Origin of the sequence: Halomonas sp. 3A7M, assembly GCF_014897875.1 — a bacterium.
Taxonomy (GTDB): Bacteria; Pseudomonadota; Gammaproteobacteria; order Pseudomonadales; family Halomonadaceae; genus Vreelandella.
This window is the reverse complement of the sequence record NZ_JABUZD010000169.1, coordinates 156,734-172,736: the sequence shown is the minus strand read 5'-3', so window position 1 is coordinate 172,736 and position 16,003 is coordinate 156,734. Positions and strand designations below refer to the sequence as shown.

15 protein-coding genes and 3 tRNA genes are annotated in these 16,003 nt (G+C 51.8%); 10 read left to right on the top strand and 8 right to left on the bottom strand.

The genetic code is table 11. The features are described from left to right. Window positions 1-43: 43 nt before the first annotated feature. Together INT19_RS17390 and INT19_RS17385 are read right to left on the bottom strand one after the other, a co-directional pair. Window positions 44-295 carry a hypothetical protein gene (locus INT19_RS17390; protein WP_125746690.1) on the bottom strand — a complete coding sequence of 84 codons (252 nt, stop codon included), beginning with the start codon at window positions 293-295 and terminating at the stop codon, window positions 44-46. A 63-nt stretch (window positions 296-358) separates the two neighbouring features. Further along, window positions 359-1,132 carry an SDR family oxidoreductase gene (locus INT19_RS17385; RefSeq protein WP_193061653.1) on the bottom strand — a complete coding sequence of 258 codons (774 nt, stop codon included), beginning with the start codon at window positions 1,130-1,132 and terminating at the stop codon, window positions 359-361. A 127-nt stretch (window positions 1,133-1,259) separates the two neighbouring features. On the opposite strand from INT19_RS17385, the gene INT19_RS17380 reads away from it, so the two are divergent. Then, a complete protein-coding gene (locus INT19_RS17380; protein WP_226924694.1) occupies window positions 1,260-2,249 on the top strand; it encodes a LysR family transcriptional regulator in 990 nt (329 codons plus the stop codon). On the opposite strand, the gene INT19_RS17375 is transcribed toward INT19_RS17380, so the two are convergent. The 4 genes from INT19_RS17375 to INT19_RS17360 form a co-directional block, all read right to left on the bottom strand. Continuing rightward, window positions 2,195-2,557, bottom strand: a complete 363-nt coding sequence (locus tag INT19_RS17375) for a metalloregulator ArsR/SmtB family transcription factor (protein ID WP_193061652.1) — start codon at window positions 2,555-2,557, stop codon at window positions 2,195-2,197. The two genes, INT19_RS17380 and INT19_RS17375, sit on opposite strands and share 55 nt — an antisense overlap. Before the next feature lie 212 nt (window positions 2,558-2,769). Next, window positions 2,770-2,845 (bottom strand) — tRNA-Asn (locus tag INT19_RS17370). 69 nt (window positions 2,846-2,914) lie between these two features. Then, a tRNA-Asn gene (locus tag INT19_RS17365) sits at window positions 2,915-2,990 on the bottom strand. 39 nt (window positions 2,991-3,029) lie between these two features. Then, a tRNA-Asn gene (locus INT19_RS17360) sits at window positions 3,030-3,105 on the bottom strand. 198 nt (window positions 3,106-3,303) lie between these two features. Between INT19_RS17360 and miaB the strand changes: the two genes are divergently transcribed. The 5 genes from miaB (at window position 3,304) to lnt (ending at window position 9,012) form a co-directional block, all read left to right on the top strand. Beyond that, window positions 3,304-4,647, top strand: a complete 1,344-nt coding sequence (miaB, locus tag INT19_RS17355; RefSeq protein ID WP_038482686.1) for a tRNA (N6-isopentenyl adenosine(37)-C2)-methylthiotransferase MiaB — start codon at window positions 3,304-3,306, stop codon at window positions 4,645-4,647. Window positions 4,648-4,733: 86 nt separating this feature from the next. Continuing rightward, entirely contained in the window at window positions 4,734-5,813 is a 1,080-nt protein-coding gene (locus tag INT19_RS17350) for a PhoH family protein (RefSeq protein ID WP_193061651.1), read from the top strand. Further along, window positions 5,810-6,271: an rRNA maturation RNase YbeY gene (gene ybeY / locus INT19_RS17345; RefSeq protein WP_193061650.1), complete on the top strand. Its 462-nt coding sequence runs from the start codon at window positions 5,810-5,812 to the stop codon at window positions 6,269-6,271. Before INT19_RS17350 ends, ybeY begins: the two co-directional genes overlap by 4 nt. Window positions 6,272-6,623: 352 nt before the next feature. Continuing rightward, a complete protein-coding gene (locus tag INT19_RS17340) occupies window positions 6,624-7,517 on the top strand; it encodes an HlyC/CorC family transporter (protein ID WP_193061649.1) in 894 nt (297 codons plus the stop codon). A 37-nt stretch (window positions 7,518-7,554) separates the two neighbouring features. Further along, window positions 7,555-9,012 (top strand): apolipoprotein N-acyltransferase, encoded by a 1,458-nt coding sequence (lnt, locus tag INT19_RS17335; protein ID WP_193061648.1) that lies wholly within the window; start codon window positions 7,555-7,557, stop codon window positions 9,010-9,012. Window positions 9,013-9,343: 331 nt separating this feature from the next. On the opposite strand, the gene INT19_RS17330 is transcribed toward lnt, so the two are convergent. Both INT19_RS17330 and INT19_RS19700 read right to left on the bottom strand, forming a co-directional pair. Beyond that, window positions 9,344-10,288, bottom strand: coding sequence for a metal-dependent hydrolase family protein (locus INT19_RS17330; RefSeq protein WP_264299273.1), 945 nt, complete (start codon window positions 10,286-10,288; stop codon window positions 9,344-9,346). Next, window positions 10,248-10,709 carry an amidohydrolase family protein gene (locus tag INT19_RS19700; protein ID WP_264299270.1) on the bottom strand — a complete coding sequence of 154 codons (462 nt, stop codon included), beginning with the start codon at window positions 10,707-10,709 and terminating at the stop codon, window positions 10,248-10,250. The genes INT19_RS17330 and INT19_RS19700 overlap by 41 nt, the downstream gene beginning before the upstream one ends. A gap of 424 nt (window positions 10,710-11,133) precedes the next feature. On the opposite strand from INT19_RS19700, the gene INT19_RS19815 reads away from it, so the two are divergent. From INT19_RS19815 to INT19_RS17310, 4 genes are read left to right on the top strand one after another with little or no spacing between them, the layout of a single operon-like run. After that, on the top strand, window positions 11,134-12,567 hold the full coding sequence (locus tag INT19_RS19815) for a TolC family protein (protein WP_193061647.1): 1,434 nt from the start codon (window positions 11,134-11,136) through the stop codon (window positions 12,565-12,567). Further along, window positions 12,564-13,577: an HlyD family secretion protein gene (locus INT19_RS17320; RefSeq protein ID WP_193061646.1), complete on the top strand. Its 1,014-nt coding sequence runs from the start codon at window positions 12,564-12,566 to the stop codon at window positions 13,575-13,577. The genes INT19_RS19815 and INT19_RS17320 overlap by 4 nt, the downstream gene beginning before the upstream one ends. Beyond that, entirely contained in the window at window positions 13,564-14,709 is a 1,146-nt protein-coding gene (locus INT19_RS17315) for an ABC transporter permease (protein WP_193061645.1), read from the top strand. The genes INT19_RS17320 and INT19_RS17315 overlap by 14 nt, the downstream gene beginning before the upstream one ends. Next, window positions 14,709-15,899: an ABC transporter permease gene (locus INT19_RS17310; RefSeq protein ID WP_193061644.1), complete on the top strand. Its 1,191-nt coding sequence runs from the start codon at window positions 14,709-14,711 to the stop codon at window positions 15,897-15,899. The genes INT19_RS17315 and INT19_RS17310 overlap by 1 nt, the downstream gene beginning before the upstream one ends. Window positions 15,900-16,003: the final 104 nt, after the last annotated feature.

The window sequence follows — 16,003 nt, the reverse complement described above, 5'->3', positions numbered from 1 at the left end:
ATTCCTTCTATGATCAATAGCAGCAATTCGCGGCACTCCTCCCTCAGTTTTTCCGCGACCACAAAATAGCAACCAGCGCAGGTACAGTAAAAACGATTAACAAGAACGGCAGCTCCTGCATTACGCTGTAGCCCGCTTGACTGACACCAATCCACATATTGATGGCAGTACAAATTAACCAGACTACGAGATAAACAGGCAGAAGCCGCGCGAATCGGATTGAAGCAATACGAGCAAAGACGACGAAAACCGCCAGCAATACCAATCCAGCGAGGATGATCATAACCGTATGCATGAAACGTTTCCTTTGAATCTAAAAAGGTAGCCAGCGGCGATGTTCGTCAGCCCCCAAATAAATTTATTTGGTGGTATAGCCACCATTGACAAGAATTGTCTGACCCGTCATCCACCAGCCATCAGATACCATGAAAAGAATCCAAGGTGCGATGTCTTCAATATCAGTCAGACCGGTTTTTGAGAAAGGCGAAAGTGCTGCCGCTGTCTTATGGTAAGCAACCGCATCCTCTCCTTCCGCAGGGTAAAAGAAAGGCGTATCCATCGGCCCTGGCCCAATCGCAGTAACAGAAATACCCCGCTCCCCAAGCTCTTTTGATGCCGCCCGAGTAAAGTGCTCGACGGGCGCTTTTAACCCTTCATAAGCCGCATAAAATGGCGTGTAAGCCCCTAGGAGTGATGTCACAAGGGTACAGATCTTACCATGATCGTTAACGTAGTTACCTGCCTCCTTCAGGAAAAAGAACGCCGCCTTAACATTGACTGCGCACGACTGATCAAAAGCCTCTTCGGTCACTTCTGCCATTGGCCGCTTAACCACCATACCAACGGTATTGATGGCGATATCGGGCCTACCCACTGCGGCAACGGTATCCTGAAAGAGTTTTTCCATGGCTGCCGCACTCGTCAGATCAGCCTGAAATGCGACCGCTTCGGCTCCTGCCGCCCGAATCGATGCCACAGTTTGCTCAGCAGCCTGCTTAGCAGAATCACTGTTGTAGTGAATCGCCACAGCCTTGGCCCCCGCTTTTGCAAATTCTTGCGCGAGCAAGCCACCTAAGTTCTTCGCACCACCAGCGATCAGAACTACTTTACCTTCAATGCTATTATTAGACATCGCTCATCCCTCACGTTAAGTATCATCACCGTTCAGCAGAACGGCTTACGGATAAGATGACGCGTTGTGTGATCATGATAAACATGCGAATATCGACAAGACCTGTCGGAATATACGAACAATAGCAATGGATCGCATCAGGCAAATGCAAATCTTCATCCAAGTGATGGAGAGTGGAAATTTCACTCGGGCAGCTGAGGCACTGGCTATACCTCGCTCTACTGTCTCAACGGAAATCCAAGTATTGGAAGACCGGCTGCAAACGCAGCTTTTGTTCCGTAGCACTCGCAAGGTCGTTCCAACCCAGGATGGTAGGCGGTTTCTGGAAACGGCACAGAACATCGTCGATGCCGTAGCTACCTCCGAGCAGATGTTCCTACCTGGCAACCTGTGTCTAAGCGGTCGACTTCGCGTCGACATTCCTAGCCGTATCGCTCGCAGGCTCGTCTTCCCTGCATTATCAGACTTTATCGCCCAGCACCCTTACCTAACGATTGACATAAGCGCAAGCGATAGGATGGTAGATCTGGTCGCTGACGGCGTCGACTGCGTGTTGCGGCTCGGGGTACTGCTAGATTCAGACCTTGTTTGCCGCCCTCTTGGCGAAGTGGATTTCGTGACCTGTGCCAGCCCCGCTTATTTGGCTCGCCACGGGCTACCAAAGAAGCTTGATGACCTGAGCTCTCATTTACTGATCAACTACTCCCCCCGGCTTCCGGCCTCAACCGCGACGCTGGAATTCCAACAGGGCGAGCACTTGATAGAAGTCAAAATGCGCAGCGCCATTACCGTCGACGGAGCCGAGGCCTATGTCGCGGCTGCCCTGTCTGGGCTGGGCTTAATTCAAGTGCCCGCCTATGATGTACGCCATCTTCTTGAAAGAGGTGAACTCAAGGAGATACTGCCGGACACACCGCCACCATCAATTCCACTCTCATTTTTGTTCACCAAACGACGCAACCTATCCCCCAAAGTGCGCGTTTTTTACTCTGGCTGGAAAGCATACTTGAGAGGCACGGCGTTATTTCGCAAAGCCCTACACAAAGAGAGAGCATTGACAAGTCAGCATAGCGCTGCCCGCCGCGTCGGCCGATCACCCATCTTAACTAATCGCTGAGTAAGTGTGCTCAACCGCACCGGACTGCCTTCAGCGCCTGCACGAATAATATCTTGCGCCCATCCAGGTAGCTGAGGCGACAAACGATAATAAACCCACTGCCCCTCTCGCTGATCGATTAGCAATCCACACTGACGCAACTGGGCCAAGTGACGCGACACTTTAGGCTGCGACTCCTCTAGCGCATAGGTCAGTTCACACACGCACAGCGATTGCTCGTTGGCGATCAAGAGCACCAGCATTAACCGTGTCTCGTCACTTAGGCACTTGAACACCTGCAGTGCATTCAGGCTGGCAGCATTTCCCACGGACACCTTCCAAAAAAATGAGTAGCCAAAACAGTTTATACGCCCCTAACCGGTAGATACAAAAATCTACCCAGAATGCCTTAGAATATTGAGCAAGGGCATTGAGTATTATTATAAACAGGTCGTAGGGATGCGAAATGGTCGCTTTAGGCTAGCGACTGCGAGAGAATGCTTACTAGAAAGGTGAGACTGAAAGGCAAGAAAAAACAGAATGGCTCCCCGAGCAGGACTCGAACCTGCGACCCAATGATTAACAGTCATTTGCTCTACCAACTGAGCTATCGAGGAACATTACATTTTGCTGCTGTGTTTTGAGCGAAGCCACTGAAAGCATTTATATAACTTACTTCAGTATGTTGGCTCCTCGAGCAGGACTCGAACCTGCGACCCAATGATTAACAGTCATTTGCTCTACCAACTGAGCTATCGGGGAACATTTACCGTAGGCGGTAATTAAAGCAGAACAGCAATTTGGCTCCTCGAGCAGGACTCGAACCTGCGACCCAATGATTAACAGTCATTTGCTCTACCAACTGAGCTATCGAGGAACTGCTCAAACACGGTGCGTAGTATACTGATAGAAACGCTCGGGTCAAGTATCGATTATAGGTTAACGGCTAGCCCCGGGTTTCTTGTGTCCGTATAATGCCGCCATTCAATGGCTGTACGTTACACTGCCCATTACGATTGCATTCATGTTTTCATTCATCCCTCGTCCCCCGACGACTCATAGATGACAGGTACCGATGGCGAAGAAGCTCTTTATCAAAACGCACGGCTGCCAAATGAACGAGTACGACTCCTCGCGTATGGCAGATCTGCTCGGCGAATCTCACCAGCTGGAATTGACCGATAACGAAAAAGAAGCTGACGTTATCTTGTTGAACACCTGCTCTATTCGCGAAAAAGCGCAGGACAAGGTGTTTCATCAACTGGGTCGCTGGAAAAAGCTAAAAGACGCCAATCCAGACCTCGTGATTGGTGTTGGCGGCTGTGTGGCAAGCCAAGAAGGTGAAGCGCTGCGTAAGCGCGCGCCTTTTGTCGATATGATTTTTGGCCCACAGACGCTTCACCGCGTGCCAAAAATGCTGGATGCGCGCAATAACAACCAGATTGCCGCGGTCGATGTCACTTTTCCAGAAATCGAAAAGTTTGATCACCTGCCGCAGCCAAAATCTGATGGCGCAACCGCCTTTGTTTCTGTCATGGAAGGCTGCTCGAAATACTGCACATTCTGTGTTGTGCCTTATACCCGCGGTGAAGAAGTCTCCCGCCCCTTTGAATCGGTTATTGATGAAGTCATTCACTTAGCCGATCAAGGGGTGCGAGAAATTAACCTGCTTGGCCAGAACGTGAACGCTTATCGCGGTGAAAATGACGAGGGCGATGAGATCGACCTTGCCGAGCTAATCGCCTGCGTTGCTGCAGTAGATGGCATTGATCGCGTGCGTTTTACGACCTCTCACCCGGTGGAATTTACGGATAGCTTGGTAGATGCGTTTGCCGACATTCCGGAACTGGTGAGCCACCTACATTTACCGGTACAGTCAGGTTCTGACCGTATTTTAAGTGCGATGAAGCGTGGCCATACCGCAGAAGAGTACATCGAGAAGATGGAGCGTATTCGCGCCAACCGCCCGGATATTAGCTTCTCTTCTGACTTTATCATCGGCTTCCCTGGCGAAACCGAAGAGGATTTCGAAGCAACGATGGACCTGATTCATCGCATCGGCTTTGATCACTCGTTCAGCTTTGTTTACTCGGCACGCCCGGGCACACCCGCCTCCGGCCTGCCGGACGAAACGCCGGAAAGTGTCAAAAAACAGCGTCTCGCCATTTTGCAGGAGCGAATTCTGCAGCAGGCAGCGCAGATCAGCCGACGCATGGTAGGCACTACCCAGCGGGTGCTGGTATCCGGTTTCTCACCGCGAGACCCGGGACAGCTCTCAGGGCGCACCGAAAATAACCGCGTGGTTAACTTCCGGGCAGCCAACCCAACAGAACTGATCGGCTACTTTGTAGACGTGGAGATTACCGAAGCGCTGCCCAACTCGTTGCGCGGCGATCTCGCCTCTCCAGAGCGTTATTAACTGCTCACTTATCCTAGGTAATTGCCCCGGCATCGCTGGGGCAGTAAGCTGAGTCTCACATACATCAACTAATGGGTTTCTTACTCTTGAGCCAGCCATCACCTCAGGCCAATCGCATTATCACCCTAAGCCTTGAACCCAATGATCCGCAGCGTCTCGCTAGCCTCTGCGGCCAACAGGACGAGCATCTAAAGCTGATTGAGAGCCGCCTGGACGTGACGTTGCGCAACCGTGGCAACGTGTTTCAGCTGGCCGGCGCCGCTAACCGGATCAAAGCCGCTGCTAACGTGCTTGAGCACCTTTACCGTGAAACTGCGGCAGAAGAACTTGCAGCAGACACAGTTCACCTCTTCCTTCAGGAATCTGGCTTAGAAGCGCTAGAAGAAGAGGATGATAGCGACATCAACAGCGATGACGTGATTATGCGTACACCGCGCACCATGATTAAGCCTCGCGGCCTTAATCAGCAGCGCTACGTACAAAGCATTCGCGAGCACGATATCAATTTCGGTATTGGACCTGCCGGTACGGGAAAAACATACTTGGCGGTTGCCGCGGCGGTAGAAGCACTAAATCAGCAGGAAGTGCGGCGCATTCTGTTAGTTCGCCCAGCGGTAGAAGCAGGCGAAAAGCTTGGCTTTCTACCTGGCGACCTTGCCCAGAAAATCGATCCTTACCTCCGCCCGCTCTACGATGCACTGTACGAGATGATCGGCTTCGAACAGGTCGCTAAGCTCATTGAGCGTCAAGTGATCGAGATTGCCCCGCTGGCCTATATGCGTGGGCGTACGCTGAATAACTCCTACATCATTTTGGACGAAAGCCAAAACACCACGCCGGAACAGATGAAGATGTTCCTGACACGGATTGGCTTTGGCTCAACGGCGGTGATTACCGGCGATATTACCCAGGTAGACCTGCCTCGCGGACAGCGTTCTGGTCTTTCACAGGTGCTGGATGTTCTGAAGGAAACCCCTGGCATCGGCGTGACCCACTTTGCTGCGAAAGACGTTGTGCGTCACCCGTTGGTTCAGCGGATCATCGAAGCCTATGACGAATTTGAGTCGCAGCAGGAAGTGCAAGAGCGCGCTCGCCGTGAAGCTCGCCAACAGGAGCGCGAAGCCCGCATGCAAGCACTTGAACGCGCAGGAGAGGCACCTCGATGAGTAACATCGTGATTGACCGCCAGGCGGCCATCAATGAGCCGTTGCTTCCAACCCTCGAGCAGCTCACCCACTGGGTGGGCTGTGTCTTCTCACACCACCCCGATGATGAGCGCTTAGAGCTGACGATTCGCTTTGTGGATGAAGCAGAAAGCCAAGCACTCAATCGAGATTATCGGGGTAACGATAAATCAACCAACGTGCTCTCGTTTCCTTTTGAGAATCCTCCCGGCGTCTGTTTACCGTTACTTGGCGACCTGATTATTTGCCATGCCGTCGTTGCCCATGAGGCCCGTGAACAGCAGAAGCCTCTTGAGCATCATTACGCGCACATGGTGGTGCATGGCACGCTGCACTTAATGGGCTATGACCACATTGAAGAGCAAGAAGCGGAAGAAATGGAACAATTAGAGCGCGAGCTGCTTGCCACTCTCAATATTCCTGACCCGTATCACGAGTAAGCTGTTAACCTGATCGATAATTACTTTTAGGGTGGTGTATCCCCCGACTCAGTGATAAAACGACAGACTGTTTACCCGTAGCCATCTTCACATAGGGAACCTCTGATTAATGTGATGAGCGCAGGCCAGACAAGGCAAAAATTAACGAAAAAAGGATCGGACTCGCGTTCGAGTTTACGGGTTGTAAATGAGCATTTTGACCGGGCTCGCGCCCGAGGCGATTTTTAACGCAGTATGGCCAAGCGTAGTTAATCAGAGGTTTCATAGCTGTTTTTAAGTAGTGCTTTGACGTACTGTTTGCACACAACTATTTGCAAGTCACTATTTGCACGTAATAGAGAGATTAAACGCAATGAGCGAAGACCGATCGAGCAACTCAAATCAAAAATCCTGGCTCGAGAAACTCTTTGGCGCCCTTTCCGGAGACAATGACGAACCTAGTTCGCGCGATGAGCTAATGACGTTTTTACGCCACACCGCAGGGAAACTGAAACTAGATCAAGACGCTATTATGATTATTGAAGGCGCTCTTGAGATCAGCGATCAGCAAGTGCGTGAAATATTGATTCCACGCTCTCAGGTGTCGGCAATTGCCCTTGATCAAACCAGCGATGGCTACTTGCCATTGATTCAAGAAACAGGGCACTCCCGCTATCCGGTCATTGGCGAGAATCTTGACGATGTAAAAGGCATTTTACTGGTTAAAGATTTGCTCCCCCTGCTCTCTCAAACGCAAGAAAGCCGTGATGCCTTTAAGCTGGAAGACGTGCTGCGCCCGGCAATGTTTATTCCCGAGTCCAAACGCCTAAACAGCTTGCTGAAGGAATTCCGTGACACCCATAACCACATGGCCATTGTGGTAGATGAGTACGGCGGCACGGCTGGTATTATTACTATCGAAGATATTCTGGAGCAGATCGTTGGGGATATCGAAGATGAGCATGATACCGATGAAGAGGACGATATCCGCACGCTGGACAATGGCCACTTCGCCATTCGTGCTCTCACACCGATTGAAGACTTCAACGAACGCTTTGGCAGCGAATTTTCTGATGACGAATTCGATACTGTCGGCGGCCTTGTGATGCAACAGTTTGGCCACTTACCAGGCCGTGGCGAACATACTAGCCTGGGCGGCTGGCGATTCGTCATTCTTAATGCCGATAATCGGCGTATTCGGTTGCTGGAAGCTTATCGCGATGACGCCAGTGAAAATGCTACCGATGGCGACGACAGCGACGGCTAGTCAACCGCCCACTTCAACCTGCCGATAGGATATCACCATGGGGTTGACGCCCACCTTTGCACTTCAGCTGCTGGCTGCCCTCGTGGCCGGTGGTTTCACGACGCTTACCGCTTCACCGTTTGAATTATGGTGGCTAGGGCCCATCGCCATCGGCCTGCTTTACGTTGGCCTGCATACATTAAGTCCTGCTCAAGCAGCACTAAAAGGCTGGCTATACGGCGTAGCGCTCTTCGCCAGTGGCACGTCTTGGGTATACGTATCCATTCACGATTACGGCTATACCGGCGTTCCCCTGGCGGTATTTCTGACCGCTCTGTTTGTGTCCGTATTAGCCCTCTTTTTTGCAGGCACGTTTTGGCTTTATCGACGTTTTTGCAGCCCGCGCTGGGCACTGGCTAGCTTTGCAGGGGCATGGGTACTGGGGGAAGTACTACGCACTTATCTGTTTACCGGCTTTCCGTGGCTGCTGGTTGGCTCCAGCCATGTGGATTCACCGCTGGCCAACTGGGCGCCAGTAGGCGGCGTTTACTTGCTTTCCCTGCTGGTAGTGCTCACAGGCACCTTAGGCGCTGAACTGCTGCGACGCCAATGGTGGGCGGCGCTGCCATTAGCCGCTATTTGGCTCGTTCCGTTGGCACTGCCCTCACTTTGGACAACACCAGCAAGCGAGCCCACGCGCGTTGCGCTTCTCCAGGGTAATCTGCCCCAGCTATTAAAGTGGACCCCCGAAGGCCAGCGCGTAGCGGCAAATACCTATAGCGATTTAACCCGCCGTGTCGCGGATGATGCCGATCTCATTCTGTGGCCCGAAACCGCCCTGCCAATGATCGATAACCAAGCTCGCCCGGTGTTAGAGCGCGTACAAGCCAACTTACCACCCAGCACTGCGCTATTAACCGGCATTGTTCAACTCGACGAAGACAACCGTTATTTCAATAGTGTGATTGGTGTTGGCAACGTAGAAGGCAGCTATCAAAAAGAGCATCTAGTGCCGTTTGGTGAATACCTGCCGCTTGAAAGCGTGTTACGGGGTGCTATCGATTTCTTTGATCTACCGATGTCGAGTTTTTCTAAAGGCGCCTCCGAACAAACGCCCATGCAGGCTGCCGGTGTGACAATTGGCAACGCTATTTGTTATGAGATTATCTACCCACAGTTGGTTGCACAACGCGCAGCAGACAGCGACGTGATTGTGACGGTATCCAATGACACTTGGTTTGGCGCTTCCATTGGCCCCCACCAACACTTGCAAATGGCCCGCCTGCGCGCGCTAGAGAATGGTCGTTATGTCGTGCGCGCTACCAGCAACGGCATTACCGCGATTATTAATCCCCGTGGCGAGCTGGTAGATAGCGCTGCGCAATTTGAAACCACCTACCTTATTGGCGAATTTTACGCCATGGAAGGGGCAACACCGTTTACCCGCACGGGTAGTTGGCCTGCATGGCTATTCGCTGGCCTGCTACTGTTACCGAGCTTGATGCGTAAACGCTAATTAAAAAAATCCAGCTAACGCTGCGTGTCGCTTAGCAAGTGTGTCCATTCCCACCTCCCAAAAGAAAACACTGGTTTACGAATGGGAGGTGGGGGGATTACCGGTCAGTTTGCTTGAATATAAAATATGGCACTTTAAGCTTTACCAACCTATCAGAAAAAAGCCAGCGCAGCGGCCAGCCTCTCTTTCCCTCGACTCCTTTTCGACTTTTAGTTAAACAACTCCCCCAAAAAACACGCCCCATGAGACTTAATAAAAAATAAAACGTCATTATCAATAATCAAACCACCGCTTTAACAAAATATCCTTAACAGCTGCTCAAATTTATATTTTATAACTCATCCTTATAAACCTGACCGCCCTTCATAATCATGCGCAAGTTACACTCTGGATCTGTTAGAAAATCAAGATCGCGACTTGGATCGCCATCGACGACCAACAGATCAGCTAGTGCACCCGGTTCAATACGCCCAAGTACACCAGGATAGGGGTTGCGTGGACCTGAGAGTGACAATAAATCACCGTTATGCCCTGTTGCCATTGCCAACACTGTTAACGGATCATAAAAGCGCGTTAATTTTGCCAAATGCCGCAGTTGATTCGGGGTGTTTTTAGGGCTAAAGAGAATGTCGGTACCCCAGGCAGTTTTCACATTAAACCGCTGTGCCATTTCATAAGCACGAGCGGTACCTTCAGACACTTGGCGCTGAGACTCTCGGCGCGCAGCATCAGGATAAACATTAGCATCTTCATCTTGCAGGAAAGGCTGAAGGCTCCACCATGCGCCCTCTCCAGCCATCATTCTTACCGATTCTTCATCGGCCAATTGACCATGCTCAATCGACTTAACGCCGGCCCGCAGAGCGCGCTGGATACCACGTGACGTATACACATGCACCATCACATAGGTGCCCCAATCATCGGCAGCCTCAACCGCTGCGCGTAGCTCTCGTTCCGTAAACTGGGTACTGTCTAAAGGGTCATAAAGCGACGCGACCCCGCCGCCAGCCATCAATTTGATCTGCGAGGCACCTAGCATTAGCTGCTCACGTGTGCGCTTGAGCACTTCAGCCTCACCATCCGCAATCATTGCAACACCCTGACGCTCTGCTTCACTTAGCGGTGTTGTGCTGCCACGAGGTACGTCATGGCGCATTCTAAAATCACCGTGGCCCGATGTTTGAGAAATCATCGCCCCTGCGGGAAATATCCTAGGGCCATTCACAATACCTTCATCAATAGCACGCTTTAACGCAAACGATGGCCCCCCCCACATCCCTAACCGAGGTAACGCCACGCATTAAGGTTCGTTCTGCTTCTCTGGCTGCCACCAAATGCACATAGCCAATATCAGCAGTCATGGCTTCCATCTGGGAGATGGCCGCTAAGGTGGTGTGCCAATGGGCATCAATCAAACCGGGCATCAATACACGACCGCCGCAATCAACGACATCAATACCGTCCACCTCTCCACTACCGTCCAGAATAGCGTCGATACGGCCATTCTCTACCCTGATTGATACGCCATCACGCAGCGGGCCACCGTTGCCATCAAACAGCTTAAAATTGGTTAACAGCAGTGGTCCATCATGGGCCTTTGGCTGCTGCCCAACGGCAAACGGCACATGTAAACCTGCGAAAAGTGCCATCACCGCCGCTGTTCCCCCAATCATTTGGCGACGGGTTATCTCTGCCATCACCCGTTCATGAAAGCGTTGCAATATCGGCGACCCACAACAGCATGCCCCATGGCTATGATGAGCGTGGGCATCTGTTAACACTGGCGAAAATAAAGAACGGGCAGTCGGGGGCATGGCTAGAGCCTCGCTTAGCGGTAAGAAGTACAAGCAACTTTTCAAGACTTAAATCCAGAAGACTAAGTCAGCATTTCATCGCTTAATGCTATTTAATATATCTCAAATTTCCCAACAGGCAATTTCATAACAGTCGCTTTATCGAAAACTTGCGATGAATGCTAGCGAGCTAACATAGCTCACTAAAGCTTTAAGTGACGGTCAACGAAAAACCAACGAATTGCCGATAAACTTTTTTCATTTATTGCACTTAACACCTACATTGTGGTTTAACATTTTTAATAAACAACCAATGAGGTGATGAGTTGTGAAAAGCTCGGGCATTTTTTTATGGGCATCACTACTTGTGATAGCCACAGCGTCACCCAGCCAATCTGCTCAAGCACAACCACTCGCACTAGAAGACGCTTGGCAACAACTGCGCAGCCAAGACGATGACGTTGCCGCAGGCCAAGCCGCCCAACAACGCGCCGCTGCACTGCTTTCCACTCGCGATAATTTACTGCTGCCGCAAATAGACCTGTTAGGCTCTTATACCCACCTCGATGACCCAATTGAAGTAGACGCACTTGCGCTTAATCCGCTTAGCAGCGTCGCTGACTCTTTGCCTGGCCAACTGTTAGTTGACCTTATTGGTGGTCCCAATGCATTTCGTACACCGGTTACTAACCGCAATGTTGCCAGAAGCTCGTTAGCGATGTTTTGGCCGCTCTATACGGGGGGCAAAATCAGCTCTGCGCGGGAACTATTAACACTGGAAGAGCGGGAAGCCTCCCTACTACTTGAAGAGGTCTACCGCGTCCGCTTCATGGATTTAGTAACCGCTTATTACGGACTAGTCATGGCAGAGCGTGCGCTGACGACTCAACAGCAAGCTGAAGACACCCTTGCTGAGCATTACCGCTCTGCTCGTGCACTTGAAGAGCAGTATCAAATTGCCCGGGTAGAACGCTTAGCCGCCGAAGCAGCCTATGACCGTTCACGCATCACTACCCGTGCTATTCGCGAACAGCGTGATAGCGCCCAGCAAGCATTAGCGTCGTTGGTGCACTATGCACCTTCTGAATCTAGCTTAGGAGGTCACTCACCGGGCCCAACGCCTACGTCTCCGCTGTTTACGCTAGCGTCGCTGCCGCCGATTGGGCATTTTCAACCAGGGCTAGCCGACCACCCTGCTCTCAGGCTATTAGCTAATACCCAGGCACAGGCTGAAAGCGTGGTTGAGGCAAGCCGTGGACTTTATCACCCCAATGTTTTCATGTTTGGCAGCTACAACCTTTATGAAGACGACTCTTTAGCAAGCGATCTCACGCCCGACTGGCTAGTTGGCGTTGGAGTCAGCATGCCACTGGTAGACCGAAGCGGACGGAGTGGCAAAGTACAGGCAGCGGTGAGCACTGTTTCGGAATTACGCTATCGCCAGCAGGCCGCTTCCCGCAAGCTGGAATTGCTGCTCGACCAACACTACCGTGAAGCGAATCAAGCGCTTGAAGAGTATAACGACCTCGCAAGTACAGTGGCGTTGGCAGAAGAGAGCCTGCGCCTGCAAACACTGGCTTTCTCAGAAGGGGTTGGTCGAGCACTCGATGTGATTGATGCCCAAACCTTTCTATCCACGACCCACACGCGCCGAGATGCTGCCGCCTTCCGGTTCGTCATGTCACTTACCCAGTTACTCAGTATTACAGGTCAACAAGAATCACTTTTTGCTTACCTTAGCGAGGGGGATCCAATTCCGTGACCACGCGCAGATTTCTTATCCTGGCCATATTGGCAGGGATCGCCATCGCAGTCTCCGTTGTTTTTTGGCACACCTATAGCACACCCCCTCTTCGCTTACAGGGTCAGATAGAAGCTCGACAATATATGGTGTCTTCGAAAGTCCCTGGTCGGCTTGCAGAGATTGACGTACGACGTGGAGATAGCGTCAATGTCGGTGATCGGGTATTCCGTATTGATAGTCCTGAGCTTGAGGCAAAACTCACTCAGGTCGATGCTCTCGATACAATCAGCCGTTCGCTGGCACAAGCAGTGGAAGGCGGTACTCGGGAAGAAAAAATTGCTGCTGCACGCAGTGAGTTTCAGAAAGCCCAAGCAGCAGAAACCATGGCACGCACAACCTATGAACGTACTCGCGTACTAGCAGAGCAAGGCGTTGTGGCACGCCAACGACTAGACGAGGCCTTTACACTGCTACGGGTAGCGGAACAGACGCGGGTAACCGCAGCGGAAGTACTTAGATTAGCAGAGGCTGGCCCTCGCGAAGAAGCTCGCACCGCTAGCCGCGCTGGCGAAGAGATGACCACCAGCTTGCGCGACGAGATCAACGAGCTGCTTGAAGACTCAATGGCGTTTGCCCACCATCAAGGCATCATCAGCAATGTCCTACTAAATACGGGTGAACTGGTGCCCCAGGGTTTCCCAGTGGTCATGATTACTGATTTAGATGAGGCATGGGCACTCTTTAATGTGCGTGAAGACCTGCTACAGCATTTTTCGCAAGGAACCGAGTTCGATCTAGAGATTCCCTCTCTTGGCCAACAGGCACGCTTTCGAGTCAGCCACATCGCAGCGTTGGGCGACTTTGCTACTTGGCGTGCCACGGTGCCCGGGCGCGGCTTTGATATGCGCACGTTTGAAGTGGAAATGCACCCGGTCGAGCCAGTACCTGGCCTAAGGGCAGGCATGAGTGTATTGCTTGATTTACCTTCTGAGGATGCGCGGTCAGGTAGCCAACATGGAACCGACTAGGCTGAATGGCTGGCAGGCGCTGCGCAGCCAGCCTTGGCTGCTAGCCCTGGCAGGATGGCTCCCCCCATTAATGACGCTGTTATTTATTGCCGTATTTGAAATGGGCACCCCACAATCGCTGCCCGTGGGCGTAGTCGATTTAGACCATACCGCTGAATCCCGTTCGCTACAGCGTTATTTAGATGCCAGCCCAGCGTTAGATATGCTTAACCCCTACCCTTCGGCAAGCGAAGGGGCCGAAGCGCTACAGCGTGGTGACGTCTTAGCACTATTGATCATTCCACGTGACTTTGGCCGCGACTTACGTCTCTCGCTCAGCCCTGAAGTCGTCGCTTTCTACAATAGCCAATACCTGTTGGCCGGAAAATTCATTTCCTCCGCGTTAACTCAATCAGGTATGACCTTCGCCGCCGAAGCAGGTGTCGCATTGCGGCTTGGTCAAGGTTATGCGTTACCACAAGCCGTAGCCGCAGCGGCTCCCGTGCGGCCACAAATTACCTCCCTTTATAACTCTGGGATGAGCTATGCCCGCTTTTTAGTCACCACGATCACACCCGCACTTTGGCAAATTGTGATTGTTGTCGCCACGCTGCTTACACTTTGCTGGCGGCTCGAAAAAGCTCCTTTACCAGCCACTTTCTCCGCTAGAAGTATCGCACTTTGGCAACTACTGACGCCTATTTCGTTGCTGCTTTGGCTTCAGGGAGTGTTAATGCTGGGCCTGTATAGTTACTTTCTCGGCTGGTCACCAGAGGACAGCCTTGCTTGGTTAGTGGCCGGAATGGCACTGATGGTACTGGCCGTGCAAAGTATGGCTACGCTGATTCTCTCCGCGGTTGCCAACAAAGTACGCGCACTAAGCCTTTGCGCCGCCTATCTAGCGCCAGCCTTTGCCTTTATGGGAATTACCTTTCCAAGAGGCGACATGAATATGCTGGCACGGGTCTGGGGTAACTTAATGCCATCCACACACTATATTGAACTCCAGGTAGCAGTGGCTGACCACGGAGCACCGCTGGCTACTCTGCTACCGCCCTTATTGATATTGCTGCTGTTTCTGCTGCCACTCCCCTTAGCCATTCATGCCTTGCCAAGACAATTAAACATCAACCCTGCCGAGCAGGTGTCCTAATGAGTGCCTGGCAACGGTGTTGGCAAGCGTGGCAGGTAGAGATTGCGAATATATTTGCTGATCGGGCCGTGCTGCTCGTTATTATTGGCGGCTTACTGTTTTATGCCGTTCTTTACCCTCTTCCCTATCATAAGAGTGTGCCGGGAGAGCAAGCAGTGGCGGTGGTGAATCATGACCACACTCATCTAGCGCGGCAACTTATCCGCATGGCAGATGCGTCTCCTCAAATTCGAGTCGCCGCCCAGCCTTCCAGCATGGCGGAAGCAGAAGCCTTACTGGCCAATGATGATGTTCATGGACTCCTGATTATTCCGTCTGGCTTCGAGCGGGATGTTTATTTAGGCCGCCCTACCAGCCTGTCTTTCGCAGGAGACGCCAGTTACTTTCTAATTTACGGCAATGTTGTCGAGGGCTTGCTGACGGCAGCGACGACGCTCAGTGTACAAACCCAAATTGTTGGTAGCTTAATGAAAGGGGAAAACCCTGCTCAGATTCCCGGTCAGATCATGCCTATGCGAATCACTACTAAGCCCGCGTTCAACCCCACGTCTGGCTACATCAATTACATTGTGCCCGCTGTCTTCGTATTAATTCTGCACCAGACGCTGCTAATTGCCGCGGGCAGCGTAACCATCAAAGATCGTGCACGCAGGCGCCTGGGGCAAACTGCGCCATCGCTTGCATTAGCACTGCCGCTTCGACTTGTCACCTTTATGCTTATCTACCTGTTATTTGCCATGCTCTATTTTGGCTTTTTCTTTCAGCTTTATGGTGTCCCCCATGTTGCTGCACCTAGCGAATTACTGGTCTTCAGCGTGCTATTTTTCATGAGTGCCACGCTGTTCGCCATTTGGCTGGGCTACTTGCTTCCGCGACCGGAGCTTCCCACTGTCCTGGTGCTCCTCTCGTCCCTACCGATCGTCTTCACCGCTGGGTTTGCTTGGCCTGCAGAGAGCTTGCCCAAGTGGCTAGATACTCTAAGCCTGCTGATTCCGGTAAAACCTGGCATACAAGGTTTTTTGGCGATTAACCAAATGGGGGCTCCACTGCTCAGTATCGGGCGAGAAATTAGCGTACTGGTTGGATTATGCGTTCTGTATGGCGGATGGCTTTGGTGGCTCGCTTGGCAGCAACGCCAGCCAAGCCCACGACAAGCTCATTGCAATGACATTGCTGAAAGGGACGAATAAAGGGCTACTAACAGAAGGAGTATTAATAGTAGAGACGCAAATGGCGGTGATGTCTCAATCGGTCAACCCTCACGAGACACACCGCCATTTTCTACCACTCTAAA